Origin of the sequence: Streptomyces sp. NPDC002669, assembly GCF_042889165.1 — a bacterium.
GTDB lineage: Bacteria > Actinomycetota > Actinomycetes > Streptomycetales > Streptomycetaceae > Streptomyces.
Window position 1 is genome coordinate 39731 of the sequence record NZ_JBIAQQ010000024.1, and the last position, 22674, is coordinate 62404.

At 70.4% G+C, this 22674-nt stretch carries 12 protein-coding genes; all 12 read left to right on the forward strand.

Annotation, left to right across the window (positions count from 1 at the left end):
- Positions 1-84 precede the first annotated feature (84 nt).
- Entirely contained in the window at positions 85-2553 is a 2469-nt protein-coding gene (locus ACFYW1_RS29345; protein WP_388999685.1) for an FkbM family methyltransferase, read from the forward strand.
- 14 nt (positions 2554-2567) lie between these two features.
- Positions 2568-3419 (forward strand): 3-hydroxyacyl-CoA dehydrogenase family protein, encoded by an 852-nt coding sequence (locus tag ACFYW1_RS29350; RefSeq protein ID WP_388999688.1) that lies wholly within the window; start codon positions 2568-2570, stop codon positions 3417-3419.
- Positions 3420-3465: 46 nt separating this feature from the next.
- Positions 3466-3720: a phosphopantetheine-binding protein gene (locus tag ACFYW1_RS29355; RefSeq protein ID WP_148832722.1), complete on the forward strand. Its 255-nt coding sequence runs from the start codon at positions 3466-3468 to the stop codon at positions 3718-3720.
- A 19-nt stretch (positions 3721-3739) separates the two neighbouring features.
- The gene (locus tag ACFYW1_RS29360; protein WP_388999692.1) at positions 3740-4891 is read left to right on the forward strand and encodes an acyl-CoA dehydrogenase family protein; all 1152 of its coding nucleotides are present in this window, start codon (positions 3740-3742) and stop codon (positions 4889-4891) included.
- On the forward strand, positions 4888-5928 hold the full coding sequence (locus ACFYW1_RS29365) for an HAD-IIIC family phosphatase (RefSeq protein ID WP_388999695.1): 1041 nt from the start codon (positions 4888-4890) through the stop codon (positions 5926-5928). Before ACFYW1_RS29360 ends, ACFYW1_RS29365 begins: the two co-directional genes overlap by 4 nt.
- A 61-nt stretch (positions 5929-5989) precedes the next feature.
- Positions 5990-16264 carry an amino acid adenylation domain-containing protein gene (locus ACFYW1_RS29370; protein WP_388999698.1) on the forward strand — a complete coding sequence of 3425 codons (10275 nt, stop codon included), beginning with the start codon at positions 5990-5992 and terminating at the stop codon, positions 16262-16264.
- The gene (locus ACFYW1_RS29375; RefSeq protein ID WP_388999701.1) at positions 16257-17138 is read left to right on the forward strand and encodes an alpha/beta fold hydrolase; all 882 of its coding nucleotides are present in this window, start codon (positions 16257-16259) and stop codon (positions 17136-17138) included. The genes ACFYW1_RS29370 and ACFYW1_RS29375 overlap by 8 nt, the downstream gene beginning before the upstream one ends.
- Before the next feature lie 17 nt (positions 17139-17155).
- Complete coding sequence (locus ACFYW1_RS29380; RefSeq protein ID WP_388999704.1) at positions 17156-18457, forward strand: cytochrome P450; 1302 nt, start codon at positions 17156-17158, stop codon at positions 18455-18457.
- On the forward strand, positions 18454-18960 hold the full coding sequence (locus tag ACFYW1_RS29385; protein WP_388999707.1) for a hypothetical protein: 507 nt from the start codon (positions 18454-18456) through the stop codon (positions 18958-18960). The genes ACFYW1_RS29380 and ACFYW1_RS29385 overlap by 4 nt, the downstream gene beginning before the upstream one ends.
- Positions 18957-19496: a DinB family protein gene (locus ACFYW1_RS29390; protein WP_388999710.1), complete on the forward strand. Its 540-nt coding sequence runs from the start codon at positions 18957-18959 to the stop codon at positions 19494-19496. Before ACFYW1_RS29385 ends, ACFYW1_RS29390 begins: the two co-directional genes overlap by 4 nt.
- A 98-nt stretch (positions 19497-19594) precedes the next feature.
- Positions 19595-20785 carry a macrolide family glycosyltransferase gene (locus ACFYW1_RS29395; RefSeq protein WP_388999713.1) on the forward strand — a complete coding sequence of 397 codons (1191 nt, stop codon included), beginning with the start codon at positions 19595-19597 and terminating at the stop codon, positions 20783-20785.
- A 218-nt stretch (positions 20786-21003) separates the two neighbouring features.
- Entirely contained in the window at positions 21004-22641 is a 1638-nt protein-coding gene (locus ACFYW1_RS29400; protein WP_388999716.1) for a glycoside hydrolase family 1 protein, read from the forward strand.
- The last annotated feature ends 33 nt before the right edge of the window (positions 22642-22674 follow it).

The window sequence follows — 22674 nt, forward strand, 5'->3', positions numbered from 1 at the left end:
CGACGGACTTCCTCGGAGGGGAACGGGGCGGCAGCAGTGGGCGCTCGACCCTTTTCCGGCCGGCCGCAAACCTCTAGGAGAGGCATGAGCTCCAACACCATCACAGCCGGGGACACACACGACCGGACGGCAACGCCGTCCGACGGGCCGGTGCTGTGGCACCTCGCCCTGGTCGCCGGTGCCGACGGCACCTCCCTCGACGCCGGACTCGCCGGGCTCAAGGCCCGTCTCGCCGAGTCCCCCGCCCGTGAGGACGTGCCCGTGCGCATCCGCACCCTCGGCAGCGCCGGGGAAGGCCACCGCGGTGCGGTCCTGGCCGGCGACGGAGCCGCCACGGAGCTGGGCGCGGGCGTGCCCGCGGGGGCCGCGGCCTCCGTCGCCTTCATGTTCCCCGGGCTCGGCGACCACTACCTGGACATGGGCCGCGACCTGTACCGCGACTTCCCGGTGTTCCGGTCCGCCGTCGACGACTGCGCCGACGCGCTCGCCCCCGAACTGGGCCTGGACATCCGCGAGGTCGTCTTCCCCGACCCGACGCCCGAGGAGCGCACCGCCCCGGCCGTCGACCTGCGCCGCATGCTCGGCCGCGGCACGACCCCGCAGAGCGAGAACGAGCGCCGGCTCAACGCCACCCGCCTCGCCCAGCCGGCCCTCTTCGTCATCGAGTACGCCCTGGCCAGGCTCTGGGAGTCCTGGGGCGCCCGGCCCTCGATCATGATCGGCTACAGCCTCGGCGAGTACGTCGCGGCCACCCTCGCCGGGGTGCTGTCCCTGCCGGACGCGCTGACCCTGGTGGCCCGCCGCGCCGCGCTCATCGACGCGCTGCCGCAGGGCGCCATGCTCGCCGTGATGCTCCCCGAGGAGCGGGTCCGCCCGCTGCTCGGCACCGGCCTCTCGCTCTCCGCCGTCAACGGCCCCGAGTTCTGCGTGGTGGCCGGACCGGTCGCCGACGTCGAGGCGCTGGAGCAGGACCTCGGCCGGCAGGGCGTCGTCCACCGCCGGGTGCAGTCCACGCACGCCTTCCACTCCTCGATGATGGAGCCCATCGCCGAGCAGGTGACCGAACTGGCGCGGACCTTCACCCTGACCCCGCCCCGCATCCCGTACATCTCCAACGTCACCGGCCGCCCCATCACCGACGCGGAGGCCACCGACCCCGGCTACTGGGCGCGCCACCTGGTCAGCCCGGTCCGCTTCGCCGACGGGCTGACCGCCCTCGCCGCCGCCGACCTGCTCCTGGAGACCGGCCCCGGCCAGACCCTCAGCAGCATGGCCACCGTGGTCCGCGGCAGCACCGCCGGCACCGTCGTCGCCTCCATGCGCCACCCCCTGGAGAGCCGCTCCGACTCGGCCGTGGCCCTCAAGGCACTGGGCCGGCTCTGGCTCGCGGGCGCCGACATCGACTGGACCGGCTTCCCCGCCTCCGAGCTGGACATCGTGGCCGACGGCGCCGCGACGGCCGCCCTGGCCGACGACGAACACACCGCCACCCCCACCGAGCAGGAACTGCACGGCCTGTGGGCCAGGCTGCTGAAGACCGACCAACTGCCGCGCGACATCAGCTTCTTCGAGATCGGCGGCAACTCGCTGCTCGCCACCCGGCTGATCCTGCGCATCAAGCGGGCCTTCGGCACCGACCTCTCGCTGCGCCAGGTCTACGAGTGGGCCACCCTGACCCGGATGGCCGCCGCGATCGACACCCTGCGGGCCGGCGGCGAACTGACCGCGACCCGGGAGGGCTCCTCGCACACGGGCAACTCCCGGGCCCGCTTCACCCTGCCGAACGGCCTGACGGTGTCCCACCAGAACGAGGCGGAGACCCGCCACTTCTACGAGGACATCTTCGACCACCGCACGTACGCCAAGAACGGCATCTCCATCCCGGACGGCGCCACCGTCGTCGACGTCGGCGGCAACATCGGCCTGTTCACCCTCTTCGCGCACTACGAGGCGAAGGACGTACGGGTCTTCACCTTCGAGCCCGCGCCCCCGATGTTCGAACTGCTCAGTCAGAACGTCGCCGAGCACGGCGTCGACGCCGAACTCTTCAACATCGGGATCTCCGACGCCGAGGCGCAGGCGAACTTCACCTTCTACCCGCGCAGCTCCGGCATGTCCTCGTTCCACCCGGACGAGGAGGAGGAGAAGCACAACCTGCGCACGATCATCGCCAACCAGCAGAAGACCGAGGCCGACGCCGAGGTCGCCGAGCTGGTCTCCGGCGACGAACTGCTCGACGTCCGCTTCGAGGCGATCGAGTTCACCGCCACACTGCGCCCGCTCAGCGCCGTCATCCGCGAGCAGGGCATCGAGCGCATCGACCTGATCAAGATCGACGTGCAGAAGAGCGAACGGCAGGTCATCGACGGCATCGCCGACGAGGACTGGCCGAAGATCCAGCAGATGGTGCTGGAGGCGCACGACGCGGACGGCGAGGTCGGCCGCCTGGTCGAGCTGCTGGAGAACCGCGGCTTCACGGTCAGGGCCGAGCAGGACGAACTGTACGTCGGCACGGACATCCACAACATCTACGCCGTACGCGGCGCACGCTAACGGAGTCGTAGGACATGGAATTCACGACAGCAGGAGTCGTCGGCGCGGGCGTCATGGGCGTCGGTGTCGCGCAGAACCTCGCCCAGACCGGCCACCGGGTGGTGCTCGTCGACGTCTCGGAGGAGGTCCTCGACAACGCGCGCCGCGAACTGCGCAACAGCCTGCGCGCCTACGCCCTGTTCAACAAGGGCTCGGGCGTCGACCCGGCGGCGGTCTTCGAGAAGATCGATTTCACCACAGACTACGAACTGCTGGCCAAGGCCGACTTCGTCGTCGAGAACGTCACCGAGGACTGGGGCATCAAGCAGCAGGTGTACGAGCGGATCGACCGCATCGTCCGCCCCGACGTGGTCTTCGCCGTCAACACCTCGGCGATCTCCATCACCCGGGTCGGCTCGGTGACCACCCGCCCCGAACGCGTCATCGGCATGCACTTCATGAACCCGGTGCCGATGAAGCCGATGGTCGAGGTGATCCGCGGCCACCACACCACGCCGGAGACCATCGACACCGCCCGCCGCTTCCTGGCCGGCATGGGCAAGGAGTGCATCGTCGTCGAGGACGTCCCCGGCTTCGTCTCCAACCGGGTCCTCATGCTCACCATCAACGAGGCGGCCTTCCTGGTCCAGGACGGCGTGGCCCCCGCGGCCGACGTCGACCGGATCTTCCAGACCTGCTTCGACCACAGGATGGGCCCGCTGGAGACCGCCGACCTGATCGGCCTCGACACCATCCTCAAGTCCGTCGAGGTGCTCTACGAGAGCTTCAACGACAGCAAGTACCGGCCCGCCCCGCTGCTCAAGAAGATGGTCGCCGCCGGCCTGCTGGGGCGGAAGAGCGGCGAGGGATTCCACAAGTACCACTGAGAGCCCGCCGGACCACCCACCCCACGACAACAGGACGGATGAAGAGATGAGCACGGACAACAGGACCCGGATCGCGGAGTACCTCTCCCGGTTCTTCCCGGTCCAGGACCTGAAGGACGACGACGACATCTTCGAACTCGGCTTCGTCAGCTCGATGTTCGCGATGCAGCTGGTCTCCTTCGTCGAGCACGAGTTCGGCATCACCGTCGAGAACGAGGACCTGGAGCTGGAGTACTTCCGCTCCATCGGTGCGCTCGACGCGTTCGTCACCCGCAAGCTGTCCGTCCCGGTCCCGCAGTAGGACGGGAGCGGACACGACGATGACCGGAGCGCTCACCGACCGGCAGGCGCAGGCCCAGAAGGAATTCCGGGCCTTCGCCGACCGGCACATCGCCCCGCACGCGGACGCATACCACCGGACCCAGCGCACCCCGCCCGAGGCCGTCCGGCTCCTCGCCGACGAGGGCCTGCTCGGGCTCCCCGTCGCCGAGGAGTACGGCGGCGGCGGCTGCGACGCGGTCACCCTCGGCCTGCTCGCCGGTGAACTCGGCCGGGCCTGCTCCTCGCTCCGCAGCCTGCTCACCGTCCACACGATGGTGGCGCACGCGATCGCCCGCTGGGGCAGCCGCTCCCAGAAGGAGACCTGGCTGCCCCGGCTGGCCCGCGGCGAACGCATCGGCGCGCTCGCCGTGTCCGAACCGGGCGCGGGCAGCGACGCCTCGGGAGTCACCACCCGGCTCGTCCGCGACGGCGACGACTGGGTGGTCGACGGCCACAAGAAATGGATCACGTACGGCGAGACCGCCGACCTGTTCCTGGTCGTCGGCCGCTCCCCGGAGGGCCCCACGGCCCTGCTCGTCGAACGGGACACCCCCGGACTGCGGACCGAGCTGATCGAGGACATGATCGGCATCCGGGCCTCGATGACGTCCCACGTACGCTTCGCGAACTGCCGCGTACCGGCGGACAACGTCCTGGCCAGGCCCGGACTCGGGGTCTCCCACGTGGTCGGCGCCGCCCTCGACCTCGGCCGCTACACCGTCGGCTGGGGCTGCGTCGGCATCCTCGACGCCTGCCTGGAGGCGAGCGTCGACTACGCCGCGACCCGCGAGCAGTTCGGCTCCCTCATCAAGGAGCACCAGCTCGTCAGAAGCATGATCAGCAACATGTACACGGACGCGCACGCCGCCCGGCTGCTGTGTCTGGAGGCCGGCCGGCTGCGCGACGAACGCCACCCCGGCGCCCTGGCCGCGACCTCCACGGCCAAGTACTTCGCCGCCACCGCCGCCGGCCGCGCCGCCGGGGACGCCGTCCAGATCCACGGCGCCAACGGCTGCAGCTCCGAATACCCCGTCCAGCGCCTCCTCGGCGACTCCAGGGTCATGGAGATCATCGAGGGCAGCGCACAGCTCCACCAGGTGGGGCTCGCCGAGTACGCGTTCCAGGAACGCGGACCGAGGAGTGACCGATGACGACGACCACCGTGACGACCGTCAAGTGCGTGGTGTGGGACCTCGACAACACGGTGTGGGACGGGGTGCTGCTGGAGGACGGCGACGTCACCCTGCGCCCCGCCGTCGTGGAGGTGCTCCGCACCCTCGACGAACGCGGCATCCTCCACTCGATCGCCAGCCGCAACGACCACGACGCGGCCATGGCGAAACTGGCGGAGTTCGGCATCGCCGAGTACTTCCTCCACCCGCAGATCCACTGGGGCAACAAGTCGGACTCCGTCAAGGCGGTCGCCGAGGCCATCAACATCGGCATCGACACCCTGGCCTTCGTCGACGACCAGCCCTTCGAACGCGACGAGGTCGGCTTCGCCCACCCGCAGGTGCTGTGCATCGACGCCCTCGACGCCCCCGGCATCCCCGAACTGCCCGCGATGCAGCCCCGGTTCGTCACCGCCGACTCCCGCGAGCGCCGCCACCTCTACCGGGCCGACATCCGGCGCAAGGACGCCGAGCAGGCCCACCGGGGCACCGACGAGGACTTCCTCGCCTCGCTCGGCATGCGCTTCACCATCGCGCCCGCCCAGGAACGCGACCTCCAGCGCGCCGAGGAACTGACCGTACGCACCAACCAGCTCAACGCCACCGGCTACACCTACTCCTACGAGGAGCTGGACGCCTTCCGCCGCTCGCCCGACCACGACCTCCTGGTGGCCGGACTGGAGGACACCTACGGCACCTACGGCAAGATCGGCCTCGCCCTCGTCGAACGCGGCGAGGACGCCTGGACCGTGAAGCTGCTGCTGATGTCCTGCCGCGTCATGTCCCGCGGCGTCGGCTCCGTCCTGCTCAACCACCTGATCCGCAGCGCCCACGACGCCGGCGTCGGACTGCGCGCCGAGTTCGTGCCCACCAGCCGCAACCGGACCATGTTCGTCACCTACAAGTTCTCCGGCTTCCGCGAGATCGGCCGGAACGGCGACGTGTCCGTCCTCGAACACGACGGCACCCACATCCAGGGCTTCCCGCCGTACATGGACGTCACGGTCGAGCACTGATCACGGACCCACCCACCCGACACACCGCCACCGCACTGCTGGAGAGGGACGGAAAGCAGAGATGAACGCTCAAGCCAACGAGGAGCGACTGCGGCGGGCCATGGCCGCCGTCCTGCAACTCCAACAACGCAACGCGGAACTCGAGAACCAACGCCACGAGCCGGTGGCCATCGTGGCCATGGCCTGCCGGCTGCCGGGCGGGATCACCACCCCGCAGGACTACTGGGACCTCCTCGCCGGGGAACAGGACGCGATCGGCCCCCTGCCCGCGCGCTGGGAAGCCTTCGACCTGTACGACCCCGACCCCGGTGCCATGGGCAAGAGTTACGCGCGCGAGGGCGGATTCCTCGACGGCATCGAGCAGTTCGACGCGGGATTCTTCGGCATATCGCCGCGTGAGGCGCAGTCGATGGAACCACAGCAGCGGGTGGTCCTGGAGGCGGCCTGGGAGGCGCTGGAGCGGGCCGGGCTGCGGGGCGACCAGTTCAAGGGGAGCCGCACCGGTGTCTACGTGGGCGCGATGCGCCCCGACTACGAGACGATCCGCACCGATCTGGAACTGCTCGACGGCTACCAGGGCACCGGGGTGTCGGGCAGCGTCATCTCCGGCCGCGTCTCGTACGCCCTGGGCCTGCAGGGCCCCGCCGTGACGGTGGACACCGCGTGCTCCTCGTCGCTGGTCGCGATCCACCTCGCCGTCACGGCACTGCGCAACGACGAGTGCGACATGGCCCTCGCCGGCGGTGTGACGGTCATGAGCTCCCCCGGGATGTTCGTGGAGTCCAGCCGGCTCGGAGCGATGTCCCCCGACGGGCGGTGCAAGAGCTTCTCGGCCGACGCCGACGGCGGCGGCTGGTCCGAGGGCGCCGGCATCCTGGTCCTGAAGCGGCTCTCGGCCGCACAGCGGGACGGCGACCGGGTGCTGGCGGTGATCCGCGGCAGCGCGGTGAACCAGGACGGCCGCAGCCAGGGACTCACCGCCCCCAACGGCCCGGCACAGCAGCGGGTCATCCAGGACGCGCTCACCGCCGCCCGGCTCACCCCCTCCGACATCGACGCGATCGAGGCACACGGAACGGGCACCCCCCTGGGCGACCCGATCGAGGCGGGCGCGCTCGCGGAGGTGTTCGGGCCGGGGCGCACCGCAGGAACCCCGGTGTACCTCGGGTCGTCCAAGTCCAACATCGGGCACAGCCAGGCCGCCGCCGGTGTCGCCGGTGTCATGAAGATGGTGCTCGCGCTCCAGAACGACACCCTGCCCAGAACCCTGCACGCCGAGCAGCCGAGCCCGCACATCGCCTGGGAGGGCAGCGGCCTCGAACTCCTCCGGGAGGCACGCCCCTGGCGCCGCGGCGAACGCACCCGCCGCGCCGGCGTGTCGGCCTTCGGCATCAGCGGCACCAACGCGCACGTGGTGCTGGAGGAGGCCCCGCCGGCCGAGGACACGGTCCCCGAGCCGAGGCACGAGCCCCGGGCCGACCTGCCGGCCGTACTGCCCCTGGTGCTGTCGGGCCACGACGAGCAGGCGCTGGGCGCACAGGCCGAACGCTGGGCCGCGTGGCTGACGGAACACCGCGACGTGCCGTTCGCCGACGTGGTGCGCACGGCGGCCCGGCAGCGCTCGCACCTGGAGACCCGGGCCTCCCTGCTCGTCCCCGGCCACGAGGCCGCCGCCGAGGCGCTGCGGGCGCTCGCACAGGGCCTCCCGGGCGCCGACACGGTCGTCGGTACGGCACGGGAGCGCGGCCGGGCCGTGTTCGTCTTCCCCGGCCAGGGCAGCCAGTGGGCCGGCATGGGCCGGGCGCTGCTCGCCGAGTCCGAGGTGTTCCGGCAGGCGGTGGAGAACTGCGACGCCGCGCTGCGGCCGTGGACCGGCTGGTCGGTGCTGGACCTGCTGCGCGGGGAGACGGACGAGGACCTGCCGTCCCTGGAGCGGATCGACGTACTGCAGCCGGCCCTCTTCGCGGTCATGATCGGCCTGGCGGAGCTCTGGACGTCGCTGGGGGTGAAGCCTGCCGCCGTGGTGGGCTCCAGCCAGGGCGAGGTCCCGGCCGCGGTGATCGCCGGCGCGCTGTCCCTGACGGACGGCGCACGTCTCACGGCGCTGCGCTCCCAGGGCCAGCTGCGCGAATGCAGCGGCCGGGGCGCCATGGCACTGGTCGAGATGCCGGTCGCCGACGTCGAGGAACTGATCGCCCCGTACGGCGGAACGCTCTCGGTGGCCGTGGTCAACACCCCCGCCTCGACGGTCGTCTCCGGTGACGTGGCCGCGGTCGAGTCGCTCCTGGAGGAGCTGGCGGGCCGCGACGTGTTCAGCCGCCGCATCCAGTCCGACACGGCGGGGCACAGCGCCCACGTGGACCCGGTGCTGCCCTGGCTGGCCGAGCAGCTCCGGGACCTCGAAGCACGCCCCTCCGCCGTGCCCTTCTACTCCACGGTCACGGGCGGCCTGCTCGACGGGGCGGAACTCGACGCCGCCTACTGGTGCCGCAACGTCCGCGACACCGTCCGCATGGACCTGGCACTGCGCGAACTGGTGGACGGCGGCCACGACGTCTTCATCGAGATCAGTCCGCACCCGGTCCTCGGCATGGCACTGACCAGCGCGACCGCGGAAACGCACGGCGCGGTCGTCGGCAGCCTCGGCCGCGACCGCGGCGGAATGTCCCAACTCCTTCGTTCCCTCGGGGCGTTGCACGTCCAGGGATACCCGGTCGACTGGAGTCGCGCGCTGGGCGGCGGGCCGGCCGCTCCCGCGGCGGACCTGCCGACGTACGCGTTCCAGCGCCAGTACCACTGGGTCGACCTGCCGCCGGCGGCGTCCGGGCCGCGTCCGGCCGCCGGGGCCCCGGTCCGCACCACGGCCGGGGACGGCGCCCGGACCCGCAAACCCGCCGGGCTGCGCGGACGACTCGCCGGACTCGCCGACCACGAACGGCTCGACGTCCTGATCGACGTCATCCGGCACGAGGCCGCGACGGTGCTCGGCGCCCCCGAACCCGTACCCGCGGACAAGCGCCTCCAGGAACTCGGCCTGGACTCGATCATGGGCCTCCAGCTGCGCAACCGCCTGTGCGACCTGACGGGCAGCACGCTCGCGACGAACCTCGCCTTCACCCACCCCACGGCCCAGGACCTCGCCGCCCACCTGCTGTCGGAGGTCCTCGCCGGGGCCGACGACGAATCGGCCGTACTGCCCCTGGAGCGGGCCGCGGCCCGCGACGTCCACCCGGCCACCGAGGGACAGCGCCGGCTGTGGTTCCTGGAACGGATGAACCCCGGATCGGCCCAGTACAAGGTGGCGATGCGGATCCGCACCGCCAGGCCGCTCGACCACGACGTCCTGACCCGTTCGCTCGAATGGGTCGTCGCCCGGCACGAGGCGCTGCGGACCGGTCTGGAGATGAGGGACGACGAACTCGTCCAGGTCGTGCACCCGGAGGTGCAGGCCCCCGTCCTCTTCGAGGACCTGCGCGAATCCGGCGCCGACGCGCTGGAGGAGCACATTCGCCACGAGGAGCAGGAGCCGTTCGACCTCGGCGGCACCTCGCTGTTCCGCTGCCGCGTCCTGGACCTGGCGGCGGACGACCAGGTGGTGTGCTTCAGCCTGCACCACGCCGTCACCGACGGCTGGTCGCTCTCGCTCTTCCTGATGGAGCTCTTCCACGCCCACCAGGAGTTCCTGGCGGGGCGCCGGCCCGACCCGGAGCAGGCCGAGTTCCACCTCGGTGACTACGCGGCCTGGGAGCGACGCAGCATCGCGGAGGGCCGCTTCGAGGAGGCGCTGCACTTCTTCGGCACCGAGCTGGAGGGCGTGGAGCGGCTGGAGTTCCCGCCCGGCCCGGACAGCGTCCCCGAGGGCGCCGAGGGCGGCGACACCCTCTACTTCACCGTCCCGGCCGGTCTGCGGACCGAGCTGGAGGCGCTCGCCGCCCGCACCTCGGTCACCCCGTACACCGTGCTGGTCAGCGCCTTCGCCACCCTGCTCGCACGCTCCACCGACCAGTACGACTTCGCCGTCGGCACCGTCTGGTCGAACCGCCAGCTCCCGGGCATGAGCGGCACCTTCGGCTTCCTCGCCAACACCCTGCCGCTGCGCTGCGACCTGTCGGGGGACCCCCGGTTCGAAGAACTGCTGGCCTCGATGTCCCCCCGCGTCAGGGGCGTGTTCGAGCACCAGAACGTGCCCCTGACCGAGGTCGTCCGCGCGGTCGGCGGCGCCCGCACCGGCGACGAGAACCCGCTCTTCCGTGCCGTCTTCAACTACGGCGGCGCCGCCATGCCCACCGTGGGCGAGGGCGACGCCGTGTGGCACCTGCCCCCGACCGGCAGTCTCGCGGGCAACGTCCGGGGCGCCTCCAAGTTCGAGCTCGGCATCACGCTCATCCCCTGCGGGGACGAGCTGCGGGGCGAGTTCGAGTACCAGGGGCACGTGATCGACCGCCCGGCCGCACAGCGCATGGTGGACAACTTCACCACCCTCCTCGAATCGATCGTCCGGGAGCCGGACCGCCCGCTCAGCCGGCTGCGGCTCCTCGCGGACGAGGAACTGCACTGGCTGGTCGAGCGCGGTGGCCGCGTCACCCCGCACGCCCCCGGCACGGTGTCCGCCCTGCAACTGGTCTGGGACCAGATCCGCCGGACCCCGGACGCCGTGGCACTGATCTCGGACGGGCAGGAGCTGACCTACCGCGAGATGGCCTGGCACGCCTCCGCCCTGGCGGACAAGCTGCGCGCCGCCGGCGTCGGCCCCGAGACCCCCGTCGGGGTCCACCTGCCCAGGTCCTCCCAGCTCGTCGTCTCGGCCCTCGCCATCTGGCTGGCCGGTGGCGCCTATCTGCCGGTGGACCCCGGCTACCCGCAGGCACGGGTCGCGTACGTCATCGAGGACAGCGGCATCGAGGTGGTCATCACCCGGACCGGCACCGAGGCGGACCTGGCCGGTACCGGGGCCCGGCTGCTGCACGCCGACGACCTCCACGACGCGCCCGTCCCGGACGGCGACGCGCTCCCGGAGATCACCCCTCCCGCACTCCACGACCTGGCCTACGTCATCTACACCTCGGGCTCCACCGGCAGGCCCAAGGGCGTGCAGATCGAGCACGGCCAGTTCGTCAACTTCTGCCACGCGGTCGACGAACGGATCGGAGGCGGCAGCGGTGACACCTGGCTCGCCGTCACCAGCCCCTCCTTCGACATCGCCACCGTGGAACTGCTCTGGACCCTGACCCGCGGCTACCGCGTGGTGATCGCCCAGGGCAGCGTGGGCGAGTGGCCCTCCTACCGCACGTACGCGCCGACCCACCTCCAGTGCACCCCCTCGCTGGCCCGGATGCTCCTCGCGGACTCCGCCGGCCGGGCCCTGCTCCGGGGCCTCGACCGGATGATCGTCGGTGGCGAGGCGCTGGACCGCGGACTCGCGGCCAGGCTCATGAACACCTGCCGGGGCGGACTCACGAACATCTACGGTCCGTCCGAGACGACCGTGTGGTCCACCACCTGGCACGCCGAGCCCGGCGAGGTGTCCCTGGGCGACGCCGTGCGCAACACCAGCCTCTACATCCTCGACCGGCACGGGGCCCGGGTGCCCCGCGGCAGCCGCGGCGAGCTCTTCATCGGCGGCCTCGGCGTCACCCGCGGATACCTGAACCGCCCGGAGCTCACGGCGGAGCGATTCGTGGACGACCCGTTCGCCGAGGCGGACGGCGCCCGGATGTACGGCACGGGGGACGTCGTCCGCTACCGCGAGGACGGCAGCCTGGAGTACTGCGGCCGGGGCGACGCCCAGATCAAGCTGTACGGCCACCGGATCGAGCTCGGCGAGATCGAGGCGGTCGCCGGGGAGCACCCCGCCGTCGCCGAATGTGCGGCCGTGGTGCGCAGGGACGAGGGCAGCGACCCCAGGCTCTGCCTGTACTGGGTCCGCGGCGACGGTGCCGGGGGCGTGGACGACGACGAACTGCTCCGCTACTTCCTGGCCAAACTGCCGTCCTACATGGTGCCCTCGCAGCTCGTCGGCATGGACGAACTGCCGCACACGCCCAACAAGAAGGTGGACCGCAAGGCCATCCTGGCGCTGCCGGCGCCCGGCCCCGCGGCCGCCCCGACCCCTCGGGACGGCGACGACTCCCTGGAGAGCCTCGTCTCCCGGGCCTGGGCGGAGGTGCTCAACCTCACCCGGGTGGACCGCGACCGCGGCTTCTTCGAACTGGGTGCCAGTTCGATGACCGCGCTCCGGGCGCACCGGACGATCTGCGAGGGACTGGGCCGGGAGTTCCCCCTCTCCGCGCTCTTCCGCTACCCCACCGTCCGGCAGCTGGCCGCCTTCCTGGGCGGCACGTCGCAGGCCACCGCCCCCGGCCGGGCCGCGGCGCGCCGGGGTCCGGCCGCCGACGAGGCGGTCGCGATCGTCGGATTCGCCTGCCGGCTCCCGGGCGCCCCGGACGCCGACACGTTCTGGAGCAACCTGAAGAACGGCACGGAGTCGATCCGGCGGTTCACCCCCGAGGAGCTCAGGGCGGCCGGAATCGACGACGAAACCCTGTCCGACCCCGACTACGTACCGGCCAAGGGCTTCGTCGAGGGCGCCGCCCTCTTCGACGCGGAGTTCTTCGACTGCTCGCCCGCCGAGGCCGAGACGATGGACCCGCAGCACCGGCTCTTCCTGGAATGCGCCTGGCAGGCCCTGGAACACGCGGGCCAGGTCCCGCAGCAGTTCGACGGCGCCATCGGTGTCTTCGCGGGCGCCGGGCAGGGCGGGTACCGCAGCAGTGACGACGCCACCGAGATGTCGGACTTCTACCGCACGATGGTCGGCACGAAGAACGACTTCCTGGCCACCAGGGTCGCCCACAAGCTGAACCTGCGGGGCCCCGCGCTGACCGTCCAGACGGCCTGCTCGACCAGTCTCGTGGCCACCCACCTGGCCCGTGAGAGCCTGCTGCGCGGCGAGTCCGACATCGCCCTGGCGGGCGGCGCCTCGCTCAGTTACCCGCTGGAGCAGGGCTACTTCCACCAGGAAGGGCTGGTGTTCTCGCCGGACGGCAAGTGCCGGGCGTTCGACGCCGACGGGGCGGGCACGGTTCTCGGCAACGGCGTCGGAATCGTCGTGCTGCGCCGCCTCTCCGACGCGCTGGCCGCCGGGGACACGGTCTACGCGGTCATCCGCGGCAGCGCGATCAACAACGACGGGTCCAACAAGGTCGGCTTCACCGCACCCAGCGTCGACGGCCAGGCGCGCGTCATCGCGGCCGCCCAGGCCGACGCGGGCGTGACCGCGGACACCATCGGCTACATCGAGGCGCACGGCACGGGGACCACGCTCGGAGACCCGATCGAGGTCCAGGCCCTGCAACAGGTGTTCGCGACGGCCGGCCGCACCGAGCCGTGCGCGCTGGGCTCGGTGAAGACCAACATCGGGCACACGGATGTGGCAGCGGGAGTGGCCGGCCTGATCAAGGCGGCGCTGTCCCTCCACCACCGGCAGCTGGTGCCGAGCCTGAACTTCGAGAAGCCGAACCCCGAGATGGAACTCGACCCCGAACTCCTCTATGTAAATACGGAGTTGAGGCACTGGGAGCAGACGCAGGGCCCGCGCCGCGCGGGAGTCAGCGCCTTCGGTCTCGGCGGTACGAACGCCCACGTGATCCTCGAAGAGGTCCCGGTGACGGAGGCCGCGGAATCGTTCCCGCCCGAGGACGCACGGCCGGTGCCGGTGGTGGTGTCGGGTCGTGACGAGGCGGCGCTGCGGGAGCAGGCCGGGCGCTGGGCGTCCTGGCTCTCCGGTGGTGAGGACGTCCGCCTGGCGGATGTGGCGGTGACGGCGGCCCGTCATCGTTCGCACTTCGAGTCGCGGGCCAGTGTGGTGGCGTCGGATGCTGCCGGGCTGGTGGAGGCGCTGGAGGCGCTGGCCGAGGGCCGGTCGCACGACGCGGTGGTCACCGGCAGTGCCGAGCGTCGCGGGAAGGTCGTCTTCGTCTACCCCGGCCAGGGCTCGCAGTGGGTCGGCATGGGGCGCGAACTCCTGGAATCCAGTGAGGTGTTCGCGCAGACGGTGGATGCGTGCGACGCCGCGTTGCGGCCGTTCACGGGCTGGTCGGTGCGGGAAGTCCTGGCGGCGGCGGAGGACGACAACCTGCTGCTCGACCGGACCGAGGTGGTCCAGCCCGCCCTGTTCACGATGGGGGTGGCCCTCTCCGCGCTGTGGCGTTCGCTGGGTGTGGAGCCGGCGGCCGTGGTCGGTCACTCGCAGGGCGAGGTGGTGGCCGCGGTGGTGAGCGGTGCCCTCACCCTGGAGCAGGGCGCGCAGGTCGTCGCCCAGCGCTCGCAGGCCGCCCTGGCCTGCGTCGGACAGGGCGGCATGGCACTGATCGAACGCCCGGTCGCGACGGTCGAGGAGTTCCTCGCCCCGTACGGCGACGCCCTCTCCGTCGCCGCGGTCAACAGCGCCGGTTCCACCGTGATCTCGGGCCGGGCGGACGCGATCGAGCAGATCGTCGCCGAACTCCAGGACAAGGACGTCTACGCCCGCAGGATCAAGGCCGACTATGCCTCCCACAGCGCCCAGATGGACCCCATCCTGCCCGGCCTCGCAACCGGCTTCGAGGGCCTGGCCCCGCAACGCGCACGGATCGCGTTCTACTCCACCGTGACGGGCGGGGTGTCCGACGGCACGGATCTGGACGGCACGTACTGGTGCCGCAATCTGCGCGAGCCCGTCCGTTTCGACCGGGCCATGGACCGGCTCCTGGACGACGGCCACACCGTGTTCGTGGAGATCTCCGCGCACCCGGTGCTGTCGATACCGCTGACCGACGGCAGCGCGGAGCGCGGCGGCATCGTCGTCGGCTCCCTCGCCCGCGATCACGGGAGCACGGCTCAACTCATGAACAACCTGGGCCTGTTGCACGTCCAGGGTTACGACGTCGACTGGGACCGGGCCCTCGGGCTCGAAGCAGGCCGGGGCTCCTTGCTGAACCTGCCCACGTACGCCTTCCAGCGCGAGCACTACTGGAAGGAGGCGCGGCAGTCGCCGCGGACCTTCGGCGCCGGGGCGGGCGAGGCGCTCCGCAGGGCCGTCGGCACCGGCAGCACGGCCGAGGTCATGGAGGTCCTGGGCGCCCCCGAGAACCTCGCGGACAGCGTCGCGGACGTCCTTCCGCTCCTGGCGGACTGGTTCAGGAAGCAGACGGAGAAGGCCGAAGCGGAAGGACGGGACGCGACCGCGTCCAGGGGCCGCCGGACCGGTCTGCGCGAGCGACTGGCCACGATGACCGGGCACGACCGGCAGTCGGCGGTGCTCGAACTGGTCGTCCGGGAGGCGGCCTCGGCCGTGGGGGTGCCGGGCGACGACATCGTCACCGACCAGCCCCTGTTCCAGCTCGGTGTGGATTCACTGGTCGCGGTCGGTCTGCGCAGCCGTATCGCCCGTGCGACCGGCCTGACCGTCCCCGTACAGGTCATCCTGGGGGAGAGGGGCTGCCTGGGCATCGCCGAGCACCTGGCCGAAGGGCTGGCCGGGGCCCGGGACGCGGCGGGCGGAAGCGGACCGGGACGATGGCTGCGGACCCTGAAGCCCGCGGCCGAGCCGACCGCCCGGATCGTCTGTGTCGCCGGCGGCGGCGGGACGACCGCCGGTCACGTGCCCCTGATCCGGCACCTCCCGGACGGCATCGAACTGCTCGGCGTGCAGATGCCGGGCCGGGAGAGCCGGGCGGCCGAGGCCCCCGCGACCTGCATGAAGGACGTGGTGGCGGCGATCACCGCCGAGCTGACGGACCGTGCCCCCGTGCCGACCGTCGTCTACGGCCACAGTCAGGGGTCGTGGATGGCCTGGGAACTGGCGCACGCGCTCTCGGCCCTGCCGGAGCCGCCCCCTCTCACGTTCGTGCCGGCGTGCGCGCTGCCGCCCTTCGTGGAGATGCCACCGGCCATGCAGCGGATGGAGGAGCTGGCCAAGAACCTCGACCGGGCCACCACCGACGAACTGGCCGTCGCCTTCAAGGGCATCCTGCCCGACGACATCCTGGCGAACGCCGAGCTCCTCACCACGTACAGCTCCGCGCTCCACCACGACGCGACCCTGTCGATGAATCATCGGGACTCACTGGTCGGTGACGAACGGGACCGTCTCCGCATCCCTGTCGTCGCCGTCGCCGCGAAGGACGACCCCGTGCTTCCCGAGGGGGCGACACAGGGCTGGCAGAACCTGACGGACGGGCAGTTCGCGCACCACGTCATCGACGGCAGCCACGCGGCTCCGATCGAGAACAGCGAAGCGATGGCCGCAGAACTCGTGGCGGCGATACAGAAAGGCATGGGAGAGAAGAATGTCTGAGGCAGTCCGGCCGGACGGTGCACGGATCCACTACGAGGTGCACGGCGAAGGCTTCCCCGTGCTGTTGCTGGCCCCCGACCCGGTGGGCAGCCGGATCGAGTCGTGGGAGGAGAACTTCTTCCACCCGGTGCGTGAGCTGTCGCGGCACTTCAAGGTGATCGCGATGGACCAGCGCCACGCCGGCCGCAGCTCCGCGCCCGCCGTCCCCTTCTCGTACGAGCAGACGGTCGCCGACCAGCTCGCGGTGCTCGACGAGGTCGGGGCCGAGCAGGCCCACGTGGTGGCCGCCGGGTTCGGCTGCGTGCACGCCTGGCGGCTGGCGCACGAGGCACCGGGCCGGGTGCGGTCGGTGGTGGCCCAGGAGCCGGCGGGCCGCGACGCCACCAACACCCTGGGGGACTTCTTCGGTCTCTTCGACCCGGCGATGAGGCTCCCGCGCGCGGCCGGCTTCGACGACCCGGAGACGGAGGGCCTCGGCGCGGTCTTCGAGGCCGCCGCCCGGGACGGGGTTTTCGAACGGAACCCGGAGGCCGGACCGTTCGCCCAACGACTGCACGACGACGGTGAGTTCCAGAAGGAGCTCCTCGCCTTCCGGCGCGAGAAGTACGTCACGCTGCTGGTGCGGTTCCGTGACGCGATCTTCCCGGAGGGCCGTGCCCACTTCTCCGTCCCCGACGAGTGGATCAGCGAGTTCCCCGCCCCGCTGCTGGTACTGCCGGGCGACTCCCCGCAGCGTCCCGAGGCCCTGGCCGCACGGATCGCCCTGGAGGCTCCCGAGGCGACCCTCCTCGAACCGGGCTTCGCCGCGCCCGAGCGGCGTGCGAAGACCGTGGCGTCGATCGTCGAGTTCCTGCTGAAGAACAACCCGAGCTGAAGGAAGGTAAGCGCGCCATGCAATCGCTCGCAGAGATCGACATCACGAGTGAGCAGTTCTACGACGAGAACGGCTACCCGTGGCAGGAGTGGGACCGGCTGCGGGAGGAATCTCCCGTCCACTGGTACCACCGCCCCGGTTACGAGCCGTTCTGGGCCCTGACCAAACACGAGGACATCTCCTGGGTCGCCCGCAACACCGACGCCTTCTCCTGCCGCGAGCGCACGGCGATCGAGACCCCGGACGAGATCGAGCCGTGGGAGACGGAGCGCGAGCGCCGCGGCCAGGTCTACGGCCACGTCGCCGACTACCCCGCCGGGCTCGGCTTCATGGACGCGCCGCTGCACCGCCAGGTCCGGCAGGCCATGTACCCTTGCTTCACGCCCAAGGCCATGGCGGCGATGGAGGAGCGCTTCTTCGAGCTCTCGACCTCGTACGTCGCCGACTTCGTGAAGCGGCTGGACGAGCACGGCACCGCGGACGTGGCGCACGACCTCGCCGCCCGGCTCCCGCTGGCCGCCATCTTCGAACTGCTGGGGGTGCCCGGCGAGGACTGGGACCACCTCTTCCGCGTCCACCAGGACACCGCCTCCGCCTTCCACAAGGGCTACAAGCAGGAGGAGGGCGAGGAGGCACAGGCCCGCTTCATGCGCGCCATGATCGAGCTGGACCAGTACATGTCCGGTCTCGCGAAGAAACGCATGGAGGAGGGCGGCAGCAACGGCACCGACGTGCTGAGCCGGCTGGCGAAGGCCACCGTCCTCGGCAACCCCCTCGAATTCCACGACATGTCCTACCAGTTGTTCAACCTGGTGCAGGCGGGCAACGGAACCACGCGCAACGCCATCGCCGGCGGCATCAAGGTGCTGCTGGAGAACCCCGACCAGTTGCAGAAGTTGATCGACGACCCCACCCTGCTCGATGGGGCCGTGGACGAGATCCTGCGCTGGACCTCGGTCGCCGTGGTGATGGCACGCACCGCCATGAAGGACACCGAGATCCGCGGCCAGAAGATCCGCAAGGGCGAGACCGTCGCCATGTTCTTCCCGGCGGCCAACCGCGACCCGGACACCTTCCCCGACCCGTACCGCTTCGACATCACCCGCAGCCCGAACCGGCACATCGCGTTCGGCGGCAACGGGGAACACCGCTGCATCGGGGCCGCCCTGGCACGGACCGAGCTGCGCGCCATGTTCCGCGCCCTGCTGCCCGTGCTGCCGACCCTGGAACTGCACGGCGACTCGAAGATGCTGGTGCTGCGCCTGCTCATCTCCGAGTTCGTGCAGCTCCCGGTCCGCCGCAAGGAGGCACTGGCATGACGGTGGAGCAGAGCATCGAGAGCGAGATCCGGCCGGTGCCCACCACCATCGAGGAATTCGCCGCGTGCGACGAGTCCGACCTCGAGATCGTGGTGCCCTGGACCGGTCCCGCCATCGATCCGGAAACCGGTGGGCTGAAGGGGCCGCTGCCCGACTCCTACGTCGTGGCCACCTCCGGCGGCTGGCCCAAGCCCGGCGCGATCGAGATCGCCACCGAGCTGAACCGGGTCCTCCTGGAGGAGCTGTGGAAGCGGGAGGGCCTGCTCGCAGCGACGTTCGCCATCTCCCAGAAGTGCTGGATGAGTTCGCGCGCCCTGGCCGTGTGGACGGACGAGGAGGCGCTGAGGGGCTTTCTGCAGTCCGAGGGGCACATGAACGCGGTGCGCAAGACGAAGAAGCTCGCGTACGGGTGGGAGGGGACGCGCTGGGTGAGCAGCTCGCCGGCACTTCCCACTTTTGACGAGGTACGGGCCAGGCTGGCCCAGCAGAGGAGGAACAAGTGACGATCACCGCGGTGGCACCCGAAAAGACGGACGCACTGGTCACGCATCTGCTTCAGGAATTCGATCTCGCTTACGAGATGATCCTGGAACTCATTGACGGTTTCGACAACGAGACCGCGCGCACCGCACCGGAGGGCCACATGCCGGCCCTCTGGTTCCTCGGCCACCTGATGTGCTCGAAGGACTATGTTTCGGGGCTTTACCAGGAGGGCGGCATATCCCTTTCTCTTGAGTTCTACGACAAATGGGCGGGCGACTGCGACAAGGTCGACTGGGAGGGGGCTCCTTCCCTGGACGAAATGCTCGGCCTCTACAAGCGGATTCACGCTCGGTTGCGCGAACTCGTGGCCACGATGGGCGCGGAGGATCTGCACCGTGAGTGCCCGGTCGAGATTCAAGCTCCGCTTGACGATTACTGGAAGAAGCGTCTAGGGAGGCTCGGGTCCGCACTCTCCCTGGTACAAATGCATGACGCCTACCACGGCGGTCAGCTGGGAAGTCTGCGGGGCGCCCTCGGGATGACCGTTCCCTTCTGAGGAACGCCAGTTGTTGGCGGAAGCGCCGGTGCCGGGGCGCTGGTACAGTGCCGGATTGCCACCGACGGAATTCGTGTCGTCTTCAGAGAAGGTGTTCGATGACATCCCACATCGCGTTCTTCAACTTTCCCGCATTCGGACATCTGAATCCGACTCTAGGAGTCGTGGAAGAACTCGTTCGACGTGGGCACCGGGTCAGCTGTACCACCACGGATCAATTCGCTCCGGCCATTGAGGCGGTGGGAGCGGAAGCCGTTCGCTACACCTCCGTATTCGGTCAGTACTACACGAACCCCTTCACGCCCGAAGCGATTTCGGGCGAAGGGCTGCGGACGCTCGAGGAAGCGACTTCCCTGGTGAGCCAGGTGGAGGGTTTCTACGGGGAGAACCGACCCGACGTGATCCTCCACGACTTCATGGCGTGGGGTGCCCGCTTCTACGCGGCGCAGCAGGACATCCCGACGGTACGGCTGTTCCCGTCGTACGGGGTCAACGAGCACTTCTCCATCCAGGCCAAGTTCCCCATGGCCGAGATGACCGACCCCAAGGTCATGGAGATGGTCACCAAGCTCGACGGGATGCTCCCTGAGCTCGGGTTCCCGGGCATGACGTCCATGGAGTTCTTCATGGATCCGCCGAAGCGCGGCATCATCTTCCTCCCGCGGGACTTCCACTACGACGGGCACACCTTCGACGAGCGGTTCGTGTTCGCGGGCCCGTGTCTCGGTGACCGGTCGGCCTTCCAGGGCACGTGGCAGCGCCCGTCGCAGGACCGTCCGGTACTCCTCATCTCGCTGGGCACCGCCGCGACCGGCTGGCCGGAGTTCTTCAGGACCTGCGTCGAGGCCCTCGCGGACTCCCGCTGGGACGTGGTGATGGCCGTCGGCGACAACATGGACCCGGCCGAACTCGGGGACCTCCCCGCGAACTTCGACGTACGACGCAGTGTTCCCCAGCTGGACGTGCTCCGCCACGCCGATCTGTTCATCACGCACGGCGGAATGAACAGCGTCATGGAGTCGCTCTACAACGGCGTCCCGATGATCGTGAACCCGCTGATGAGCGAGCAGCGCGCCAATGGGCTCCGCGTCGAGGAGCTCGGCTTCGGCCGGCTGCTCACCCGCGACGACTTCAGCCTCGAAACCCTGCGCAAGGCGGTCGACGAGGTGTCCTCGGACGCCTCCGTCACCGACCGCACCAGGGCGATGGGCGAGGCGATGCGCAAGGTCGACGGCCCCGCCGTCGCCGCGGACGCCGTCGAGTCGTACCTGACCGGAAGCACCCGCTGAGTTCAAGTCGAGCTCGAGCAGACGGCGCGATGATGTCGATGTGGCATCCCGCGAGTTCCGTCCGCCGCTGTTGACTTGACCAGGGAGCACTCCCGTCACAACACCGGCCACATCATCCCGCGCGGGATGACGTGGCCGGTGTTTTCTGTCCGCCGGGTCGAACGCCGGGGAGCCGGTGGCTCGCCACATGAATCCGTCTCCGCAACGAGGAAGACAGCGTGAAACGACTGATAGGCACAACTCTGGCCGCGACCCTGCTCGCAGTGGTCCTCATACCCGGTACGAGCGCCCAGGGCAGAACGATGGTGGAAGAGGGCAGGACCCGGGGGGAGGCGGTGTCCTTCCCGGGCATCGGCTCGCTCTCGCAGCCCTCGGGCAAGGGAAGCTTCCGGTTCGGCGTCTCCAGCTCCGCGACGCAGATCGAGGACCGGAACGAGAACAACGACTGGTACCTCTGGAGCAAGCCGGCCCCCGAGGGCCTCGGCAAGAGCCCCTTCGTCGGCGACGGCGTGGGCGGTTACACCCGGGCGCTCGACGACGTCGGCCTCGTCAAGGACCTCAACGTGGACTCGTACCGGTTCGGTATCGAGTGGTCCAGGGTCGAACCCCAGCGCAACAAGATCGACGAGGCGGCGCTCGACCACTACGGCAAGCAGCTCGACGCGCTCGCAGCCAAGGGCATCCGCCCGATGATCACGCTGCACCACTTCGCCAACCCCGTATGGGTCGACGACCCCCGGGACCCCGAGTGCAAGAACGGTCCGAGCGACACCAATCTGTGCGGCCTGGACCACCCGCAGGGCGGTGAGCTCGTCGTCAAGGAGATGGCCGAGTTCGCCAAGCTCATCGCCGACCGGTTCGGCGACCGGGTCGACGAGTGGGTCACCCTGAACGAGCCGATGGTCTACATGACCTTCGCGCACGCCTTCGGCGCCGGCCCGCCCGGCAAGGCCAACCTGAACACCGCGAACCTGAGCAAGTTCACCATGGCGCAGCGGCGTTACATCATGGCCCACGTGGCGATGTACAAGGCCATCAAGTCCGCCGACCGGGTCGACGCCGACCGCGACGGCGCGACGTCCAGCGTCGGCCTGACCGTCGGTGCCCAGGAGTACGTGCCGATCCGCAACGGCCGGATCAGCAACGACCCGCGCGACATCGCGGCCCGCGACCGCTACCGCCAGTACACCGACTACGGTTTCGTCGACGCCCTGTGGCGCGGAACGTTCGACAACGACCTGGACGGCACCGTCGACGAGCAGCACCCCGAGTGGACGGGAACCCTCGACTGGCTCGGCCCCCAGCTGTACGCCCGCATCGGCGTCTCCGCGCCCGGAGCGTCCGGCGGCGGCGACCCGAGCTACCCGGTGCTCGACGTGGACCTGTGCACCACCGCGCCCTGCCTCCCCTACAAGGACCCGTCCTACTTCGTTCCGGCGATGAACTACGAGGCGTCCGCCCAGGGCATGGCCGGAGTGCTGAAGGAGTACGGCAACCGCTACCGCGGGCTGCCCCTCCTGGTGAGCGAGTCCGGCATCGCGACGGAGAACGGCACCCGCCGTTCCCAGCACATCGTGCGCACCCTGGAGCAGATCTCCCAGGCCCGCGCCGCCGGCGTCGACGTCCGCGGGTACTACCACTGGAGCCTGCTCGACAACTTCGAGTGGCTGTCGGGCTACTCGGCACGCTTCGGGCTCTACCAGGTGGACCGCACCACCATGGAGCGCATCCCGACGAGCTCGGTGCCGGTCTACCGGCAGATCGCCGGGTCGCGTTCCCTGTCCTCGCAGACCAGGCAGGAATTCGGCGGCACGGGGCCGTTCGCCCCGGAGACCGCGAGCAGCACCGCCCGCTGACGCCGCCCGAACACACCGGGGGGCCGCTCCGTC

Bases quoted from the DNA above. Each gene is read 5' to 3' on its own strand.
- ACFYW1_RS29345 (WP_388999685.1), top strand. From the start codon at position 85: ATGAGCTCCAACACCATCACAGCCGGGGACACACACGACCGGACGGCA.
- ACFYW1_RS29350 (WP_388999688.1), top strand. From the start codon at position 2,568: ATGGAATTCACGACAGCAGGAGTCGTCGGCGCGGGCGTCATGGGCGTC.
- ACFYW1_RS29355 (WP_148832722.1), top strand. From the start codon at position 3,466: ATGAGCACGGACAACAGGACCCGGATCGCGGAGTACCTCTCCCGGTTC.
- ACFYW1_RS29360 (WP_388999692.1), top strand. From the start codon at position 3,740: ATGACCGGAGCGCTCACCGACCGGCAGGCGCAGGCCCAGAAGGAATTC.
- ACFYW1_RS29365 (WP_388999695.1), top strand. From the start codon at position 4,888: ATGACGACGACCACCGTGACGACCGTCAAGTGCGTGGTGTGGGACCTC.
- ACFYW1_RS29370 (WP_388999698.1), top strand. From the start codon at position 5,990: ATGAACGCTCAAGCCAACGAGGAGCGACTGCGGCGGGCCATGGCCGCC.
- ACFYW1_RS29375 (WP_388999701.1), top strand. From the start codon at position 16,257: ATGTCTGAGGCAGTCCGGCCGGACGGTGCACGGATCCACTACGAGGTG.
- ACFYW1_RS29380 (WP_388999704.1), top strand. From the start codon at position 17,156: ATGCAATCGCTCGCAGAGATCGACATCACGAGTGAGCAGTTCTACGAC.
- ACFYW1_RS29385 (WP_388999707.1), top strand. From the start codon at position 18,454: ATGACGGTGGAGCAGAGCATCGAGAGCGAGATCCGGCCGGTGCCCACC.
- ACFYW1_RS29395 (WP_388999713.1), top strand. From the start codon at position 19,595: ATGACATCCCACATCGCGTTCTTCAACTTTCCCGCATTCGGACATCTG.